The organism is Tardiphaga sp. vice304, assembly GCF_007018905.1.
In the GTDB taxonomy this organism is placed as follows: domain Bacteria; phylum Pseudomonadota; class Alphaproteobacteria; order Rhizobiales; family Xanthobacteraceae; genus Tardiphaga.
The window spans coordinates 514,917-531,557 of record NZ_CP041402.1; the positions used below are offsets into that span (position 1 = coordinate 514,917).

Annotated in this window: 16 protein-coding genes; 10 read left to right on the plus strand and 6 right to left on the minus strand. The window is 65.0% G+C overall.

Going from position 1 to position 16,641, the window contains the following annotated elements; all coding sequences use genetic code 11:
- Window positions 1-199 precede the first annotated feature (199 nt).
- The 3 genes from zapE to FNL56_RS02365 all read right to left on the minus strand — a co-directional run bounded on the left by zapE (window position 200) and on the right by FNL56_RS02365 (window position 2,975).
- A complete protein-coding gene (gene zapE, locus FNL56_RS02355) occupies window positions 200-1,384 on the minus strand; it encodes a cell division protein ZapE (protein WP_143581747.1) in 1,185 nt (394 codons plus the stop codon).
- Window positions 1,385-1,524: 140 nt separating this feature from the next.
- Entirely contained in the window at window positions 1,525-2,061 is a 537-nt protein-coding gene (gene thpR, locus FNL56_RS02360; RefSeq protein ID WP_143571411.1) for an RNA 2',3'-cyclic phosphodiesterase, read from the minus strand.
- Between the two features lie 203 nt (window positions 2,062-2,264).
- Entirely contained in the window at window positions 2,265-2,975 is a 711-nt protein-coding gene (locus FNL56_RS02365; RefSeq protein ID WP_168202837.1) for an arylesterase, read from the minus strand.
- On the opposite strand from FNL56_RS02365, the gene FNL56_RS02370 reads away from it, so the two are divergent.
- The 4 genes from FNL56_RS02370 to FNL56_RS02385 all read left to right on the plus strand — a co-directional run bounded on the left by FNL56_RS02370 (window position 2,962) and on the right by FNL56_RS02385 (window position 8,156).
- Window positions 2,962-3,672 carry an ABC transporter ATP-binding protein gene (locus FNL56_RS02370; RefSeq protein WP_143571413.1) on the plus strand — a complete coding sequence of 237 codons (711 nt, stop codon included), beginning with the start codon at window positions 2,962-2,964 and terminating at the stop codon, window positions 3,670-3,672. The genes FNL56_RS02365 and FNL56_RS02370 overlap by 14 nt on opposite strands.
- Window positions 3,672-6,242, plus strand: a complete 2,571-nt coding sequence (locus FNL56_RS02375; protein WP_143571414.1) for an ABC transporter permease — start codon at window positions 3,672-3,674, stop codon at window positions 6,240-6,242. The genes FNL56_RS02370 and FNL56_RS02375 overlap by 1 nt, the downstream gene beginning before the upstream one ends.
- A gap of 282 nt (window positions 6,243-6,524) precedes the next feature.
- A complete protein-coding gene (locus FNL56_RS02380; RefSeq protein ID WP_143581748.1) occupies window positions 6,525-7,313 on the plus strand; it encodes a Bax inhibitor-1/YccA family protein in 789 nt (262 codons plus the stop codon).
- A gap of 294 nt (window positions 7,314-7,607) precedes the next feature.
- The gene (locus tag FNL56_RS02385; protein WP_143571416.1) at window positions 7,608-8,156 is read left to right on the plus strand and encodes a GNAT family N-acetyltransferase; all 549 of its coding nucleotides are present in this window, start codon (window positions 7,608-7,610) and stop codon (window positions 8,154-8,156) included.
- On the opposite strand, the gene FNL56_RS02390 is transcribed toward FNL56_RS02385, so the two are convergent.
- The 3 genes from FNL56_RS02390 to acnA all read right to left on the minus strand — a co-directional run bounded on the left by FNL56_RS02390 (window position 8,153) and on the right by acnA (window position 12,642).
- Window positions 8,153-8,512, minus strand: coding sequence for a DUF2794 domain-containing protein (locus tag FNL56_RS02390; RefSeq protein WP_143571417.1), 360 nt, complete (start codon window positions 8,510-8,512; stop codon window positions 8,153-8,155). The two genes, FNL56_RS02385 and FNL56_RS02390, sit on opposite strands and share 4 nt — an antisense overlap.
- Window positions 8,513-9,000: 488 nt before the next feature.
- A complete protein-coding gene (locus FNL56_RS02395) occupies window positions 9,001-9,753 on the minus strand; it encodes a DUF1223 domain-containing protein (protein WP_143571418.1) in 753 nt (250 codons plus the stop codon).
- A gap of 171 nt (window positions 9,754-9,924) precedes the next feature.
- A complete protein-coding gene (gene acnA / locus FNL56_RS02400; protein ID WP_143571419.1) occupies window positions 9,925-12,642 on the minus strand; it encodes an aconitate hydratase AcnA in 2,718 nt (905 codons plus the stop codon).
- Window positions 12,643-12,870: 228 nt separating this feature from the next.
- Between acnA and ccmA the strand changes: the two genes are divergently transcribed.
- The 6 genes from ccmA to FNL56_RS02430 all read left to right on the plus strand — a co-directional run bounded on the left by ccmA (window position 12,871) and on the right by FNL56_RS02430 (window position 16,612).
- Window positions 12,871-13,473 carry a heme ABC exporter ATP-binding protein CcmA gene (gene ccmA, locus FNL56_RS02405; RefSeq protein WP_143571420.1) on the plus strand — a complete coding sequence of 201 codons (603 nt, stop codon included), beginning with the start codon at window positions 12,871-12,873 and terminating at the stop codon, window positions 13,471-13,473.
- 199 nt (window positions 13,474-13,672) lie between these two features.
- Window positions 13,673-14,344, plus strand: a complete 672-nt coding sequence (gene ccmB, locus FNL56_RS02410) for a heme exporter protein CcmB (protein ID WP_143571421.1) — start codon at window positions 13,673-13,675, stop codon at window positions 14,342-14,344.
- 92 nt (window positions 14,345-14,436) lie between these two features.
- Window positions 14,437-15,174 carry a heme ABC transporter permease gene (locus FNL56_RS02415; protein WP_143571422.1) on the plus strand — a complete coding sequence of 246 codons (738 nt, stop codon included), beginning with the start codon at window positions 14,437-14,439 and terminating at the stop codon, window positions 15,172-15,174.
- Window positions 15,174-15,353 (plus strand): heme exporter protein CcmD, encoded by a 180-nt coding sequence (gene ccmD, locus FNL56_RS02420; protein WP_143575993.1) that lies wholly within the window; start codon window positions 15,174-15,176, stop codon window positions 15,351-15,353. Before FNL56_RS02415 ends, ccmD begins: the two co-directional genes overlap by 1 nt.
- On the plus strand, window positions 15,350-15,934 hold the full coding sequence (locus FNL56_RS02425; protein WP_143581749.1) for a DsbE family thiol:disulfide interchange protein: 585 nt from the start codon (window positions 15,350-15,352) through the stop codon (window positions 15,932-15,934). Before ccmD ends, FNL56_RS02425 begins: the two co-directional genes overlap by 4 nt.
- 306 nt (window positions 15,935-16,240) lie before the next feature.
- Window positions 16,241-16,612 (plus strand): ComEA family DNA-binding protein, encoded by a 372-nt coding sequence (locus FNL56_RS02430; RefSeq protein ID WP_143571424.1) that lies wholly within the window; start codon window positions 16,241-16,243, stop codon window positions 16,610-16,612.
- Window positions 16,613-16,641: the final 29 nt, after the last annotated feature.

Here is a 16,641-nt window from a genome sequence, read left to right on the forward strand (position 1 = left end):
GGGAGCAGGACTTGCCGAGTGGCTGGTTATCCCTTTCGCCGAAACCGTTCAAGTCGCGGCGGGAGCAAATGTCGGGCGACGGGCTGCATTGCAAAATTGGATTGCGCCCCCCCCTGTCATTCCGGGGCGCGGGCGGCCGCACCGGCGTTTACGGCTGTCGTTCCCGCGTTCGCGGGGACGACAGGGAGATGCCGGAGCGTTACGTCTCCACCAGCCCGGTCGATGCCCCGCCGGCGGTCGAGTCGCTGCGGCCATGGGGCAGCGCCAGATAGGTTTCCGAGCCCATCTCGAACAATCGCGAAGCGGTCCGGTCAAACTCCATCGCCTCGAAACCTTCGCTGGCCTTGTACAGCGCGTGCGGCTCGCCGGCGGCCGAGGCCATCAGCTTCACCGCGTTGTCGTACAAAGTATCGATCAGCGCGATGAAGCGCTTGGCGGCGTTGCGGTCGCCATAATCCATCATCGGAATCCGGTCGATGACCAGCGTGTGATAATCATGCGCCAGCCGCAGATAGTCGGAGGCGCCGAGCGGCTTCTCGCAGAGATCCGCGAAGGAAAACCGCGCGACGCCATGCGCCTCGCAGGGGATGTGCAGCGTGCGGCCCTTGATCGAAATGTCGCGCGGTCGGCCCGCGCCGCCGGCAATCTTTGTAAAAGCCGCATCAAGCGCGCGCTCGGCCGCCTGGTCGGCCGGCACCAGCCAGGTCTTCAGCCCGGCCAGCTTTTCCAGCCGGAAGTCGGTGCGCGAATCCAGCCGCATCACCGCCATGTGGTGCTCGATCTGCTTGATGAAGGGCAGGAACAGCGCGCGGTTCAGCCCGCCCTTGTAGAGATTGACCGGCTCGACATTGGAGGTCGCGAACAACACGGTGCCCTGTTCGAACAGCCGCGAGAACAGCCGGCCGAGGATCATCGCATCCGCGATGTCGGTGACGTGGAATTCGTCGAAGCACAAAAGCCAGGCTTCCTCGAAGATCGAGTTGGCGGTCAGCGCGATGACGTCGCCATCGGGCAGTTCGCCCTTCGCGACCTGCTGGCGGAAGCCGTAGATGCGCTCATGCACCTCGGCCATGAATTCATGGAAATGCCAGCGCTTTTTGTGCTCGACCGGGCTGGCGTCGAAGAACAGGTCCATCAGCATGGTCTTGCCGCGGCCGACCTCGCCGAACACGTAGAGCCCGCGCGGCGGGGCACCGTTCTTCTTGTCGGCGAACAGCCGGCTGAGGAAGCCCTGCTTGCGCGGCGGCCGGTAGGCCGACAGAACGGCGTCGAGTTGCGCGATCGCCTCCACGGCGCGCGCCTGGGCCGGATCGGCTTCGATCGTGCCGGAAGCGACGAGGGATTGGTATTGCTGGCGAAAAGACAGGGGCGGGGCAGATGACATGGCGTCTAACGGCCCCACGCGGGCGCAAAATGCAAGGTGCGAAATCGGGAGGGCCGATATGCGCCTTCTTTTCCTCTCCTGCCTTCGCTGCGATCAGGCACCCTCTCCCGCGGCGCTGGGGGAGAGGGAAAGGAAGAGCGCTACGCGCTCAGCGCATAGGCATCCTCGACCACATAGGGCCCGCCGCCGGTCGAGGCGCGCGAGGAATACAGCACGAAGCGTTGCGCCTTGAAGGTCTTGGTCGGGAAATAGCCGCGCATCGACAGATAGTCGGCGACGTCCTGGTTGGAGGCGTCGCGCAGCCAGGCCAGCGTCACATGCGGGATAAATTTGCGCCCCTCCGGATCGAGCCCGACACGGCGCACCAGGCGCTCCAGCTCGGCCTGCAACTCGATCAGCGGCCGGCTCGGCACCACCTGGGCGACGACGGCGCGCGGCTTCTTGCCGCCGAAGCTCGACAGCCCCTGCAGCGCCACCTCGAACGGCTTGCGGTTGACGCGGTCCAGCAAGGACGCGATCTCGTTGGCGGAGACGCCGTCGATGTCGCCGATGAAGCGAAGGGTGACGTGATAGTTTTCGGGATCGACCCAGCGGGCGCCGGGGAGGCCCCCACGCAAGTGGGAAAGGGTCTGGCCAATCTCGGCCGGTATTTCCAGTCCGGTGAACAAACGCGGCATTGAAAGCTCCTCACTGCAAGGACCCGATCTTCGCCGAACAGCGCGTGCGCTGCTCGGCGAAGATCATGTCCTGACAACAGGGCCGGTGACGAATCACCGATATAAATTTCTAGCGTAGTTCAGTGACAGCGCGAAGCATTCGACGCCCGGAACGGGAAAATGCTCCGGGAAAACCTCATGTTAAGGTTGCCGGCGCCGCAATTTCAACCGGGTTGCTTAGGGATCGAACCGATGAATGCCTCGACGCTGGGCAGGATGTTCTTCACCACGATGTCGATGCCTTCGGTGGTCGGGTGCATGCCGTCGGGCAGCGCCAGCTTCGTATTGCCGGCGACGCCTTCGAGGAAGAACGGATACAGCGGCACGCCGAACTGCTTCGCCAGATCCGGATAGATCGAATTGAACTTCTGCGCATAGTCGGCGCCGTAATTCGGCGGTGCGACCATGCCGGCCAGCAGCACCGCGATCTTGCGCGCCTGCAGCCGCCGGATGATCTCGCTCAACGCCTCGCGCGGCACTTTCGGGTCGATGCCGCGCAGCGCGTCGTTGGCGCCGAGCTCCAGGATCACCCCCTTTGTGCCGTCCGGAACCGACCAGTCGAGCCGGCCGAGCCCACCCGAGGTGGTATCGCCGGACACCCCGGCATTGATGACCTCGACCGCGGTGCCCTTGTCCTTGAGTGCGGCCTGCAGCCGGACCGGAAACGCCGCATTGGCCGGCAGTCCGTAGCCCGCGCTCAGCGAGTCGCCCAGCACCACCAGCCTGACCGGTTTGGCTGCGGCATCCTGTGCCGCGGCGGGCGCGATCGGGGCCGACAGGACCAGCCCGGCGGCGATCAGCCACGCAAATGTGCACGACAGACCCTCGACCCTTCGTCGCCAAGTGCCATATGAAGCCTGCATGGATACTTTCATCGAGACCTCATCATCGGCCGGGCTGAGCCCGGACACCATTGCCATTTCGAACGTCAACCTGTCGCTCGGCACCGGCGCCGCACGCGTGCATATCCTGCGGGATATCAGCCTGCGCGTCGGATCCGGCGAAGCCATCGGGCTGATCGGCCCGTCGGGTTCCGGCAAATCGACGCTGCTGATGGTGATGGCGGGGCTGGAACGTCCTGATAGCGGAGAGGTGGTGGTCAACGGCACCTCTTTCAATGCACTGGACGAGGACGGTCTCGCACGGTTTCGTGGTCGGCATGTCGGCATCGTGTTCCAGAGCTTTCATCTGATCCCGACCATGACCGCGCTGGAGAACGTCGCGGTGCCGCTCGAACTGGCCGGCCGCACGGACGCCATGGCGCGGGCGACGCAGGAACTGGAAGCCGTCGGGCTCGGCCACCGGCTGCATCACTACCCCACGCAATTGTCCGGCGGCGAGCAGCAGCGCGTCGCTTTGGCGCGCGCGCTGGCGCCGGATCCGGCGATCCTGGTCGCCGACGAGCCGACCGGCAATCTCGACGAGACCACCGGCAGCCAGATTGTCGATCTTCTGTTCGCGCAGCACGCCAGCCGCGGCATGACGCTGGTGCTGGTCACGCATGATACCGCGCTGGCGCATAAATGCGACCGCGTGGTGCGGCTGCGCTCCGGCCGCATCGAAACTGCCTGATGACGACAATTTCTGACACCATCCCGGCCAGCCGCGGCCCGTCGCTGGCGCTGCGTTACGCCTTGCGCGAGATGCGCAGCGGCTTGCGCGGCTTCTACGTATTTATTGCCTGCATCGCGCTCGGCGTGATGGCGATCGCCGGCGTCGGCTCGGTGGCGGCGTCGCTGAGCGAAGGCCTGGCGCGCGAGGGCCGCACGCTGCTCGGCGGCGACGCGGCGTTCTCGCTGATGCAGCGCGAGGCCAGCCCCGACGAACTCGCCTTCCTGCGCTCGCGCGGCCAGGTGTCCGTGGCGGCGTCGCTGCGCGGCATGGCCAAGGCTGCGGACGGAAATCTGGCGCTGGTCGAGATCAAGGCCATCGACGATTCCTATCCGATGCTGGGCCAGGTCACGATGGCGCCGGACATGGCGGTGCGCGATCTCGTCGCTGAACGCGACGGTGTCTTTGGCGCGGCGACCGATACGACGCTGATGGCGCGGCTCGACCTCAAGCTCGGCGACCACGTCACGGTGGGCTCAGCAACCTTCCAGATCCGCAGCGTGATCTCGTCCGAGCCGGACAAGCTGTCCGGCGCCGTCGGCTTCGCGCCGCGTTTTCTCGCCAGTGAGGACGCGCTGCGGGCGACGCAATTGCTGCAGCCGGGCAGCCTGGTGCGCTGGATCTATCGCGTGCGATTGCCGGATGGCGCGGCCGATGACCGTGCCGCCGGCGCGCTCGCCGATGCATCGCGCAAGGCCCTGCCGCAGGCCGGCTGGGAAATCCGTACCCGCGATAATGCGTCGCCGCAGCTCGAGCGCACCATCACCCGCTTCACCCAGTTCCTGACTCTGGTCGGCCTTGCCTCGCTGCTGGTCGGCGGCGTCGGCGTCGCCAACGCGGTGAAGAGCCATATCGATCGCCGCCGCGACGTCATCGCCGCGCTGAAGGCGCTCGGCGCCACCGGCCGCGACGTGTTCGCGATCTATCTCACCCAGGTGCTGGTGCTGGCTGCGATCGGCTCGCTGATCGGGCTGCTGCTCGGCGCCGGCCTGCCGTTTGCGATCGTCGGCCTGTTCGGCAAATTGCTGCCGCTGCCGATCGTGGCGTCGCTGCATCCCGGCGAACTGGCGCTGTCGCTGGTCTACGGCCTGCTGACGGCGCTGGCGTTCGGGCTGTGGCCGCTGGCGCGGGTCCATGACGTGCCGGTCGCGGCCCTGTTTCGCGACGAGGTGTCCGGCGAAGTCCACCGTCCCAAGCGGATCTATCTCCTCTGGATGGGCCTGGTAATCGTGCTGCTGGTAGCGGTGGTGATCGGCCTGGCCTACGACAAGCGCGTCGCGGCGGTGTTCGTGGTGTCGTCGATGGTGATCTTCGCGCTGCTGCGCGGCATTGCCTCGGTGATGATGGCGTTCGCTCGGCGCCTACCGCGGCCGACGGCCACCATGCTGCGGCTGGCGCTCGCTAACGTCTACCGGCCGGGGGCGCTGACACCGTCGGTGGTGATGTCGCTCGGGCTCGGCCTTACCGTGCTGGTGACCATCACCCAGATCGACGGTAATCTGCGCCGCCAGTTCATGGCCGCGTTGCCTGAGAAGGCGCCGTCGTTCTACTTCATCGACATCCCCTCCACCGAGGCCGACCGCTTCGGCGCGTTCCTGAAGGAAAAGGCGCCGCAATCGACCGTCGAGGACGTGCCGATGCTGCGCGGCCGGATCGTTTCGGCGCGCGGCGTCAAGGCCGAGGACCTGAAACCGTCGTCTGATGCCGAATGGGTGCTGCAGAGTGACCGCGGCCTCAGCTACACCAACGAGGTGCCGAAGGGCTCCAAGCTGGTCGAAGGCGACTGGTGGGCGCCGGATTATGCCGGCCCGCCTTTAGTCTCGTTCGAGAAGAAGCTCGCCGACGGGCTCGGGCTGAAGATCGGCGACGTCGTCGTCGTCAACGTGCTCGGCCGCGACATCTCGGCCAAGATCGCCAATATGCGGACGGTGGACTGGCAGAGCCTGGGCATCAATTTCGTGCTGGTGTTCTCGCCCAACACCTTCCGCGGCGCGCCGCACACCCATATCGCCACCCTGACCGAGGCACATCCAGATCCGACCCAGGATGCCCCGCTGGTCAAGGCGGTGGCGGACGCGTTTCCAATGGTCACCAGCGTCCGCGTTCGCGAGGCGCTCGATACCATCGGCGGCGTCGTTACCAACCTCGTTCTGGCGATTCGCGGCGCCAGCGCGGTCACGCTGCTGTCCGCCATTCTGGTGCTGGGCGGGGCGCTCGCCGCCGGGCATCGCCACCGCGTCTATGACGCCGTGATTCTCAAGACGCTGGGCGCCACCCGCGCCCGGCTGCTTGGCGCCTATGCGCTGGAATATCTGATGATCGGCCTGGCCACCGCCGTGTTCGGCGTGCTCGCCGGATCGGTCGCGGCCTGGCTGATCGTCACAAGACTGATGACGCTGGGCTTCGAATGGCAGGCCGTCAGCGCGCTGGGCGTCGTGCTGGCCGCGCTAATTGTCACAGTGGGGCTGGGCCTGGCAGGTACCCTTGTCGCACTGAATCAGAAGCCGGCGACCGTATTGCGCAATTTGTGACCCGATTTGGCACGAATAGCGCCAGATCCGGAAATCCCGGCAAAAGCAGTTGCGCGAGATTTACCAAAGCGCACGGACATGCAGGGGTGGGGCGACATTCCGCCACGCATGGAAGCTTGCACGGAATGTGTTAGTTTACCAAATACCCTCTGGGTCAGACGACCGGCGCAACAGCCATTGATCGTGACATCGATTTAATGGCTCAGGGCACCGGATCTGGGATAAATTCGCACCGACGGCGCAAACCCTTTGCGGCCAGTCGGACAACACAGGACTTCGACCATGTCGGACTTCGACCGAAACTATGCTTCTCCTTTCGGCCAGGCCGCTGCGCGTGACACCGCTGCGGTCGATGCCGGCCTGCGCTCCTACATGCTGCGCATCTACAATTACATGTCGATCGGCCTGGCCATCACCGGTCTGGCCGCGCTCGGCGTGTACATGGCAGCCGTGACCACCGACCCGTCGGGTGCCGCGGCCAAGATCGGCAACTCGTTCCTGACGCCTTTCGGCTACACGATGTTCGTCAGCCCCCTGAAGTGGGTTTTCATCCTGGCGCCGCTCGCGATGGTGTTCGCCATCTCGTTCGGCATCAACCGGCTGAAGCCGGCGACAGCGCAGTTGATGTTCTGGGCTTTCGCGGCCCTGATGGGCATCTCGCTGTCGTCGATCTTCCTGGTGTACACGCACACCTCGATCACCCGGGTGTTCTTCATCACCGCCGCCTCGTTCGGTGCGCTGAGCCTGTACGGCTACACCACCAAGCGTGACATGACGGGCATGGGTTCGTTCCTGATCATGGGCCTGTTCGGCATCATCATCGCGAGCGTGGTCAACATGTTCGTGGCCTCCTCGATGCTGCAGTTCATCGTCTCGATGGTCGGCGTGCTGATCTTCGCGGGCCTCACCGCCTACGATACCCAGCGCCTGAAGAACGACTACATCTACGGCTACGCCTCGCAGGGTGGCGACGTCGCCGAACGTGCGGCGATCACCGGTGCGCTGTCGCTGTACCTGAACTTCATCAACCTGTTCACGCTGCTGCTGCAGCTGCTCGGACAGAAAGAGTAACCTACCGGTTGCTCCAAGAGATCGAAGCCCCGGCCGAAAGCCGGGGCTTTTTCTTTGCTTTTTTCCTTCCTTCTCCCCTTGTGGGAGAAGGTGGCGCCGACGAAGTCGGCGTCGGATGAGGGGGCTCTGGGCAACGGCGTTTGAGGCTACCCCTCACCCGTCTCGAACCGCTTCGCGGTTCGATCCACCCTCTCCCACCTAGCGAAGCGAAGCTTCGCGCGGGGGAGAGGGACGAAGAGCGTTCGCGTAAATCCGCGATTTGCCTTCGCGTAAAAAGATTCTACCTTCGGCGGTATGTCAGAACCCCAAATCCGCCCCGCCACATCGGCCGACCTGCCCGCCATCACCGCGATCTACCGCGAAGCCGTGCTGCACGGCACCGCGACCTTCGAGCTGGACCCGCCGGACGCAGCCGAGATGACGCGCCGCTTCAACGAGATCACTTCCGCCGGCTTTCCCTATCTCGTGGCGCTGCTGGGGGGCCGGGTGGTCGGCTATTCCTATGCGTCACTTTATCGGACCCGCCCGGCCTATCGCTTCACCGTGGAGAATGCGATTTATCTCGCGCCGGACAGTCACCGCCGCGGCGTCGGCACGGAACTGCTGCAGCGGCTTATCGAGGATTGCGAGAGACTGGGTTTCCGGCAGATCATCGCCGTGATCGGCGATTCCGCGAACGCGGGCTCGATCGGCGTCCATACCAAAACCGGTTTCCAGATGATCGGATTGCATCCCGATGTCGGTTACAAATTCGGTCGTTGGCTCGACGTCGTGATGATGCAGCGCGCGATCGGCGGTGGCGGCCGAACGTTGCCGACAGCCGATCCGGCTGCCGGCGGCTAGACCACCGCCAGCTTGCGGTCGATCACCAGCAGCACGCGGTCAAGCTCATGGCCGCGACGCAAAATCTGGCCGCTGGCGGAGATCACACTGTAGATGCCCTGCTTCCGCGCCAGCCGAGGGTCTTTCTCGATCCGGTAGATAGGCACTTCGGAGGCGCGGCGGAATACCGAGAACACCGCGCGGTCCTTCAAGAAGTCGATCGCATAGTCGCGCCATTCGCCGTTGGCGACCATGCGGCCATACAGATTCAGGATTCGGTTCAGTTCGATGCGGTTGAAGGTGACGGCGGAGACGGTCGCACTGCGCTCCGCCCCGCGGTTCTCGCCGGGATCGCTATCCCCTGGGATCGAACTCATGCAGCGCCTCCTGTCACATATTCCACATGATCGCCCCGTCGGGCGCAGGCTGCAAGGGGCGCGATGCGTTGCATGACTGACCGGTGGAAACCTGCTGTCACGGGATCGTTAGGCAAATCTTATTGCCGCCAGATTTCCGCCCAGCCGCAGCCTTTTCGGGTTGCGAAAAACAGATACTGCGTCGGGCCCGGTTCTTTCGATCCTGGATTCCTCAGCCCCCAGCCCCCCGGGGTTGTAAGGATCGGGCCTGCGCAGGGTTATCCCACTGGGCCAACGCAAGTTGGCCCTTTTCTTTTGGGATAGTAGTGTCTGTCATTCCGGGGCGAGAGCGCGCCAGCGCGAGCGAACCCGGAACCCCGAGTTTTCGATCGACAGCTCGATCCCGGAAAGTGGGTGAACGCATCGAGGTTCCCCGCCACTCCAATTGGAGAGGCTGAGGTCTCCGTCAGACGGCTTGGTCGTCTGCCGCATCCCGGAACGACAAGCTGCTACGGCAGCGACGTCATCGTTGCCCCGAGCATGGCGCCGGGATGGTCGCGCGTGCCGTCCTGGAGATAGACCACCGCGGCATCGACGCCGTCGCGGCTGATGTTCTCCAGCGGCACGGTCCAGGTCGCCGCCGTTCCGGTCCAGTCACCGACCTTCAGCCAGTTACGCACCACATTGTAGTAGGTCAGCGCCTGGCCGCGATTTTCGCCGCGGCCGATGGCGATCGGCACCGCTTTCGATACCGAACAGATCCAGACCTCGCCACGCGCGGCGTGAGGGCTCTTCTCGGAGGCGGAGACGGCCACGTTCACCTGCTTGCCCGAGACCGTCAGCGACACCGGCACCGACATCACCGCGCCCTTGCGCGTCTCGTCGATGGCCATGTCGATCTTGCCGCGGTCGCTGCCGATCACCTGCCGTGTGCCGTTGACGATGACCTGCGGCGTATAGACGTCGCGGTCGCCGCGCATGTTCGAGTAGGATTTCTGCCGCGCGCTGAAGCGGGAATCTGCCAGCGTGTCCTTCCAGCCGAGATAGTCCCAGTAGTCGATCGGCATGCTGAGCGCGATCACGCGGCTATCGCGGGCGAGATCGCCGATGATCTTGTCGGCTGGCGGGCACGACGAACAGCCCTGCGAGGTGAACAGTTCGACGACAGCAATGGGCTGGCTGTGTGCGACACCGCTCATAGCAAAAGCGAGGCAGACGCTGGCTGCGCCCGTCCATCGGGTAATGCCATGAGAGGTTTTCATTGGTTTGCCACGCTTTAATAGCGACACGTAACAGACGGTGTCTCGATACGGAAGTGCCACTTGTACAGATGCCCTAAACGCCGGAAGGCGGCCTTGTGATAGGCCGCCTTCCGTTCACTCACCACTCACTTCGCAGTGAGGCGCGACGTCGCATGATCCAGATCAAACGCCTCAGGCGACGAGCTGCCGCAGCACGTACTGCAGGATGCCGCCATTGCGATAATATTCGAGCTCGTCGAGCGTATCGATGCGGCACAGCAGCGAAACTTCCCGCTTGGTGCCGTCCGCCGACGTGATTTCGGCGATCAGCTTCTGGCGCGGCTTCAAATCTCCCTGAAGCCCGCGGATCGACACCGTCTCGTCGCCCTTGAGGCCGAGCGACTTCCAGGTCGTGCCGGTCTCGAAGGTCAGCGGCAGGATGCCCATGCCGACGAGGTTGGAACGATGGATGCGCTCGAAGCTCTCGGTGATCACGGCGCGGACGCCGAGCAGGCGGGTGCCCTTGGCCGCCCAGTCGCGCGACGAGCCATTGCCGTATTCGGCACCGGCGAACACCACCAATGGCACCTTCTCGGCCTGATACTTCATGGCGGCATCGTAGATCGGCATCTGCTCGCCGTCCGGCCAGTGCTTGGTCATGCCGCCTTCCGGCACGTTGCCGTCAGCGCCCTGCAGCATGAAGTTCTTGATGCGGATATTGGCGAAGGTGCCGCGCATCATGACCTGGTGATTGCCGCGCCGCGTGCCGTACTGGTTGAAGTCGGCCGGGCGCACCTGATGCTCCGACAGGTACTTGCCGGCGGGCGAGGTCAGCTTGATCGCGCCGGCCGGCGAGATGTGGTCGGTGGTGATCTTGTCGCCGAACATCGCGAGGATCCGTGCATCGACGACGTCGACGATCGGCTCCGGCTCGATCTTCATGCCTTCGAAGTAGGGCGGGTTCTGCACGTAGGTCGATGCCATGTTCCAGGCATAGGTCTCGCTCTCGACGGTCTCGATGCCCTGCCAGTTGACGTCGCCCTTGAACACGTCGGCGTACTTCTTCTTGAAGATCTCCGCGGTGACGAATTCCTTCATGTAGGAGTTGATCTCCTGCGTCGTCGGCCAGATGTCCTTGAGATAGACCGGGCCGTCGGTGCCTTCGCCGATCGGCTCGACTGCCAGGTTCTTGGTCACGGAGCCGGCCAGCGCATAGGCGACCACCAGCGGTGGCGAGGCCAGATAGTTCGCCTGCACGTCCGGCGAGACGCGGCCTTCGAAGTTGCGGTTACCCGACAGCACGGCGGCGGCGATGATGCCGTTGTCGTTGATCGACTTCGAGATCTCCTCCGGCAGCGGGCCGGAATTGCCGATGCAGGTGGTGCAGCCGAAACCGATCAGGTTGAAGCCGATCTTGTCGAGGTCCTTCTGCAGGCCGGAATTGGCGAGATATTCGCCGACGACCTGAGAGCCCGGCGCCAGCGAGGTCTTCACCCACGGCTTCGAGGTCAGGCCCTTGGCGACCGCGTTGCGGGCCAGCAGGCCGGCGCCGATCAGCACCGAGGGGTTCGAGGTGTTCGTGCAGGAGGTGATCGCGGCGATCGCCACGTCGCCATGGCCGAGGTCGAAATCGCGGCCGTCGACCTTGAAACGCATACCGTGGTCGGTGGCCTTCTTGTATTCGGCCGTCATCGCGGCCTCAAAACCCTCCGCAATGGCGGGCAGCGCGACGCGGCCTTCGGGACGCTTCGGGCCGGCCATCGAGGGGACGACGTCGCCGAGGTTGAGCGACAGGGTCGCGGTGAACACCGGATCTTCCGAACCGGCGGTGCGGTACAGGCCCTGCGCCTTGGCATAGGCCTCGACGAGGGCCACGCGCTCGGGCTTGCGGCCGGAGGTGGTGAGGTATTCCAGGGTCGAGGCATCGACCGGGAAGAAGCCGCAGGTGGCGCCGTATTCCGGTGCCATGTTGCCGATCGTGGCCTTGTCGGCGACCGACATGACATCGAGGCCGGGGCCGTAGAATTCGACGAACTTGCCGACCACGCCCTGCTTGCGCAGCATCTGGGTGACGGTGAGCACGAGGTCGGTGGCGGTGACGCCTTCGTTCAGCGCGCCATCGAGCTTGAAGCCGATCACTTCCGGCAGCAGCATCGACTGCGGCTGGCCGAGCATCGCGGCTTCCGCCTCGATGCCGCCGACGCCCCAGCCGAGCACGGCGAGGCCGTTGACCATGGTGGTGTGCGAATCGGTGCCGACCAGCGTGTCGGGGTAGGCGACTTCATAGGAGCCGGGCTTGCCGTCGACGGTCATTTCCTGGACGCGGGTCCAGACCGTCTGGGCGAGGTATTCGAGATTGACCTGGTGGCAGATGCCGGTGCCGGGGGGGACGACCGAGAAGTTCGAAAATGCCTTCTGGCCCCATTTCAGGAACTCGTAGCGCTCCTGGTTCTGCTTGTATTCCTCGGCGACGTTCTTGCCGAAGGCTTCGTTGTTGCCGAAGAAATTCACGATCACGCTGTGGTCGATGACCAGATCTACCGGGACCAGCGGGTTGATCTTCTCGGCGTCGCCGCCGAGCGCCTGCATCGCGTTGCGCATCGCGGCGAGATCGACCACGGCGGGGACCCCCGTGAAATCCTGCATCAGCACGCGTGCCGGGCGGAACGAGACCTCGTGCTCGAGCTTGCGGGTCTTCAGCCATTCCGCGACGGCTTCGATGTCGGCCTTCTTGACGGTGCGGTTGTCCTCGAAGCGCAGCAGGTTCTCCAGCAGAACCTTCATCGAATAGGGCAGCTTCGAAATGCCGGCCAGGCCGTTCTTTTCGGCCAGAGGCAGGCTGTAATAGACATAGGTCTTGTCGCCGACCTTGAGGGTCGTCTGGCATTTGAAGCTGTCGAGCGAGGTCATATGGAGCGGTCCCAATTCTTCGTTACAGGATACCCGGTAAAAGGTATCAATACACCGCAGCAGGGCAGCCTGAGTGGCTTGCGGGTCTCGATTGTGTGCTGCATCAAGTTCCGGCTTATAGAATCTTTCTAGAGGCGCCGCCACACCGACAATCGTTTCGCAGCAATGCGGTATCAGGCAACGTGGCAACGCGCCCTTCACCTAGCAGAGGGCCGTGAAAGGACAAGGATGCGGCTCTCGGGACGCGGTTTGCGATGTGTGCGGGGCGGCCGCGAGGTGTTCGCCGGGCTCGATTTCGACGCCGAGGGCGGCGAGGCGCTGGCCGTGGTCGGCCCCAACGGGGCGGGCAAAACGTCGCTGCTGCGGCTGATCGCCGGCCTCCTGGCGATGGAGGGCGGTACGGTCGCGCTCACCGGCGGCGATGCCGAGCTGACCCTGCCCGAGCAGGCGCATTATCTCGGCCACCGCGACGCCATGAAGCCGGCGCTGACGGTGACGGAAAATCTCATTTTCTGGGCGGAGTTCTTTGGTGGTACGCCGGGCGATCCCGCCGAAGCCATTGCCGCGGTGGGGTTGAGCCACGCCGCCGCGCTGCCGGCAGGCTTTCTCTCCGCCGGCCAGCGCCGCCGGCTGTCGATCGCGCGGCTTCTCGCCGTGCACCGCCCGATCTGGCTGCTCGACGAGCCGACCTCAGCGCTGGACCTGGCCAGCCAGCGGGTGTTTGCCGGCCTGATGACCGCGCATCTCGGCCGCGGCGGCATGATTATAGCTGCGACCCACGCGCCGCTCGGGATCGACGCGCGGGAATTGCGCATCGGGGGAGCGTCGTGAGGGGGCGAATGTTGGCAACTCGACCGGCCTTCTTCCTTCCCTCTCCCCTTGTGGGAGAGGGTGGATCGAACATGCGGAGCATGTTCGAGACGGGTGAGGGGTGCCGCAACCGACGTCGCCTAGCTACCCCTCATCCGACGCGGCCTGCGGCCGCGCCACCTTCTCCCACAAGGGGAGAAGGAAGAAGGGGGCGCCCCTCATGACCGCCCTCGGCGCGCTGATTCGCCGCGACATCCGCATTGCCATGCGGGTCGGCGGGGGCGCTTTGATCGGGGTGCTGTTCTTCCTCACCGTGGTCGTGCTGATGCCGTTCGCGCTCGGCCCGGATCTCGCGCTGCTGGCGCGGCTGGGGCCGGCGATCCTGTGGATCGGCGCGCTGCTGGCCAGCCTCCTGACGCTCGACCGGCTGTTCATGGCCGACCAGGACGACGGCTCGCTCGACCTCATCCTGATGAGCCGGACGCCGCTGGAATTGACCTGCGCCGCCAAGGCCTTCGCGCACTGGATCGCCGCCGGCCTGCCGCTGATCGTCGCCACCCCGGTGCTCGGCCTGCTGCTCAATCTCGACGGCACTGCCACGCTGGCCGTGGCGTTGACGCTGCTGGCCGGCACCCCGGCGCTGACCTTCACCGGCATGATCGGCGCAGCACTCGCGGTTTCGCTGCAGCGCGGCGGACTGCTGCTCGCCGTTCTGGTGCTGCCGCTGTCGATCCCGGTGCTGATTTTCGGCGTCGCCGCGGCGAATGCCGCCATCGACGCCGGACAATTGTCGTTCGGCACGCCGTTCTCGATCCTGTGCGCGCTGTCGCTGGCGAGCCTGGTGATCGGCCCGTTCGCCGCCGCCGCCAGCCTGCGCCACGGACTGGATTGACCGGTGTTGCGCCCGATCAACTCTCCGCATGGCCGCACGATGCTATGCCAGTCGCATTGCCTGCAGCCGCCGCGGCGATTATTGGAAGTGCCATGAGCTTAAGTGAACTCGCCAATCCTACCCGGTTCCTGTCGCTGACCACGCGCGTGCTGCCGTGGCTGGCGGGACTGACCGCGCTGCTGCTGGCGATCGGCCTGTACCAGTCGGCGATGGTGCCGGACGATTATCAGCAGGGCGCCACCGTCAAGATCATGTTCGTCCACGTCCCCAACGCCTGGCTGGCGATGTTCGTCTGGGGCGCGATGAGCGTGGCGTCGCTGGGCACGCTGGTGTGGCGGCATCCGCTGGCCGACGTCGCCGCCAAGGCCGCAGCCCCGATCGGCGCCGCCTTCACCTTTCTGGCCTTGGTTACCGGCTCGCTATGGGGCCGGCCGATGTGGGGCACCTATTGGGAATGGGACGCGCGGCTGACCTCGATGCTGATCCTGTTCCTGATGTATCTCGGCCTGATCGCGCTGTGGCGCGCGGTAGAGGATCCGTCGCGCGCGGCGCGCGCCGCAGCCGTGCTGACGCTGGTCGGCGCCATCAACATCCCGATCATCAAATTCTCGGTCGACTGGTGGAATACGCTGCACCAGCCGGCCTCGGTGCTGAAGATGGGGGGCTCGTCGCTCGACAAGTCGTTTCTCTATCCGCTGCTGGTGATGGGGGTGGCGTTCTCGCTGCTGTTCCTGACGCTGCATCTGGCCGCGATGCGTAACGAGATCCTGCGCCGCCGCGTGCGCTCGCTGCAGATGCTGCAGGCCAGCCAGCGACCGGCGCTGCCATGATGAGCCTCGGTCCCTATGCCAGCTTCATCGTGACGTCCTACGCGCTGGTTGCGGCCGTGATTGCGATCCTGATCGTCTGGATCGCGATCGACCATCGCCGCGTCAAGGCCAGGCTGCATCAGCTCGAGGCCTCCGGCGTCAGCCGCCGCTCCGGCCGCAGCGCCACGGACGTATCATGAGCGACACCGCAGCCCCCAAACGCCGCCCGCTGCTGATGGCGCTGCCGCTGCTCGGCTTTGCCGTGGTCGCCGCTCTGTTCTGGTTCAAGCTCGGCGCCGGCGATCCCGCCAGGCTGCCCTCCGCGCTGATCGGCCGCCCGGCGCCGGCCACCGCGCTGCCGGCGCTCGAAGGCCTGACGGCGAATGGCGCGCCGGTGCCGGGGCTCGATCCCGCGCTGTTCATGAGCCGCGTCAGCGTCGTCAACGTCTGGGCGTCGTGGTGCGTGCCGTGCCACGACGAGGCGCCGCTATTCATGACGCTGGCGCAGGACAAGCGCCTCCAGATCGTCGGCATCAACTACAAGGACGGCGCCGACAATGCGCGCCGCTTCCTCGGCCGCTACGGTAACCCGTTCGGCATCGTCGGCGTCGACGGCAACGGCCGCGCCTCGATCGACTGGGGCGTCTACGGCGTGCCCGAGACCTTCGTCGTCGGCCGCGACGGCCGCATCAGCTACAGACTGGTCGGCGGCGTGACGGCGGCGAATTTCGACAGCGTGCTGAAGGTCGAGATCGAGAAGGCGCTGAACAAGGGAAGTTAAACCCGGCGTCGTCCCGGCCCGGCGAGGGCGAGCGATCCAACACTGTCATTCCGGGATGCAGCAGACGGCGTAGCCGGCTGATGCAGACCCGGAATCCCGAAGTGTTTTGCGCTGGACATTTCGAGATTTCCCGCCACTCCTACTGGAGTAGCTGAGGTTCGCTCGCAACTGGCGTCGCTCGCGCCCCGGAATGACAGCTAAATAAACTTCCGCCTTTAGCTGCCGTTCATTTTCGCGCCTTGCGTCCGCCATGAATCGACAGCTAGCTTGCATCGTTACTTAAACCGTCCTTGGAGGGACATTTCGATGCGTCATTTCTCGATTGCTTCACTCACCGCCGCTGCACTCACCCTTGGCCTGCTCGCCGCCTCGCCCTCGATGGCTCAGACCGCGCAGCCCGCGGCGCCTGCCACCAAGATGGCCCCCGCCGCGCCTGGCAAGATGGCACCTGCCACCGAATCCAAGATGGCGCCGGCGCCGAAGGCCGAACTGCTCGATCTCAACTCCGCCAGCATCGAGTCGCTGGAAACGCTGCCGGGCATCGGCAAGGCCTATTCCGCGGCGATCGTGAAGGGCCGTCCCTACAAGGGCAAGGACGAGCTGGTGCAGAAGAAGATCGTGCCGGAAAAGACCTATGAAGGCATCAAGGACAAGGTGATCGCCAAGCAGAAGAGCTGAGCGACCCCTTGATCGCATGAAGACAGACG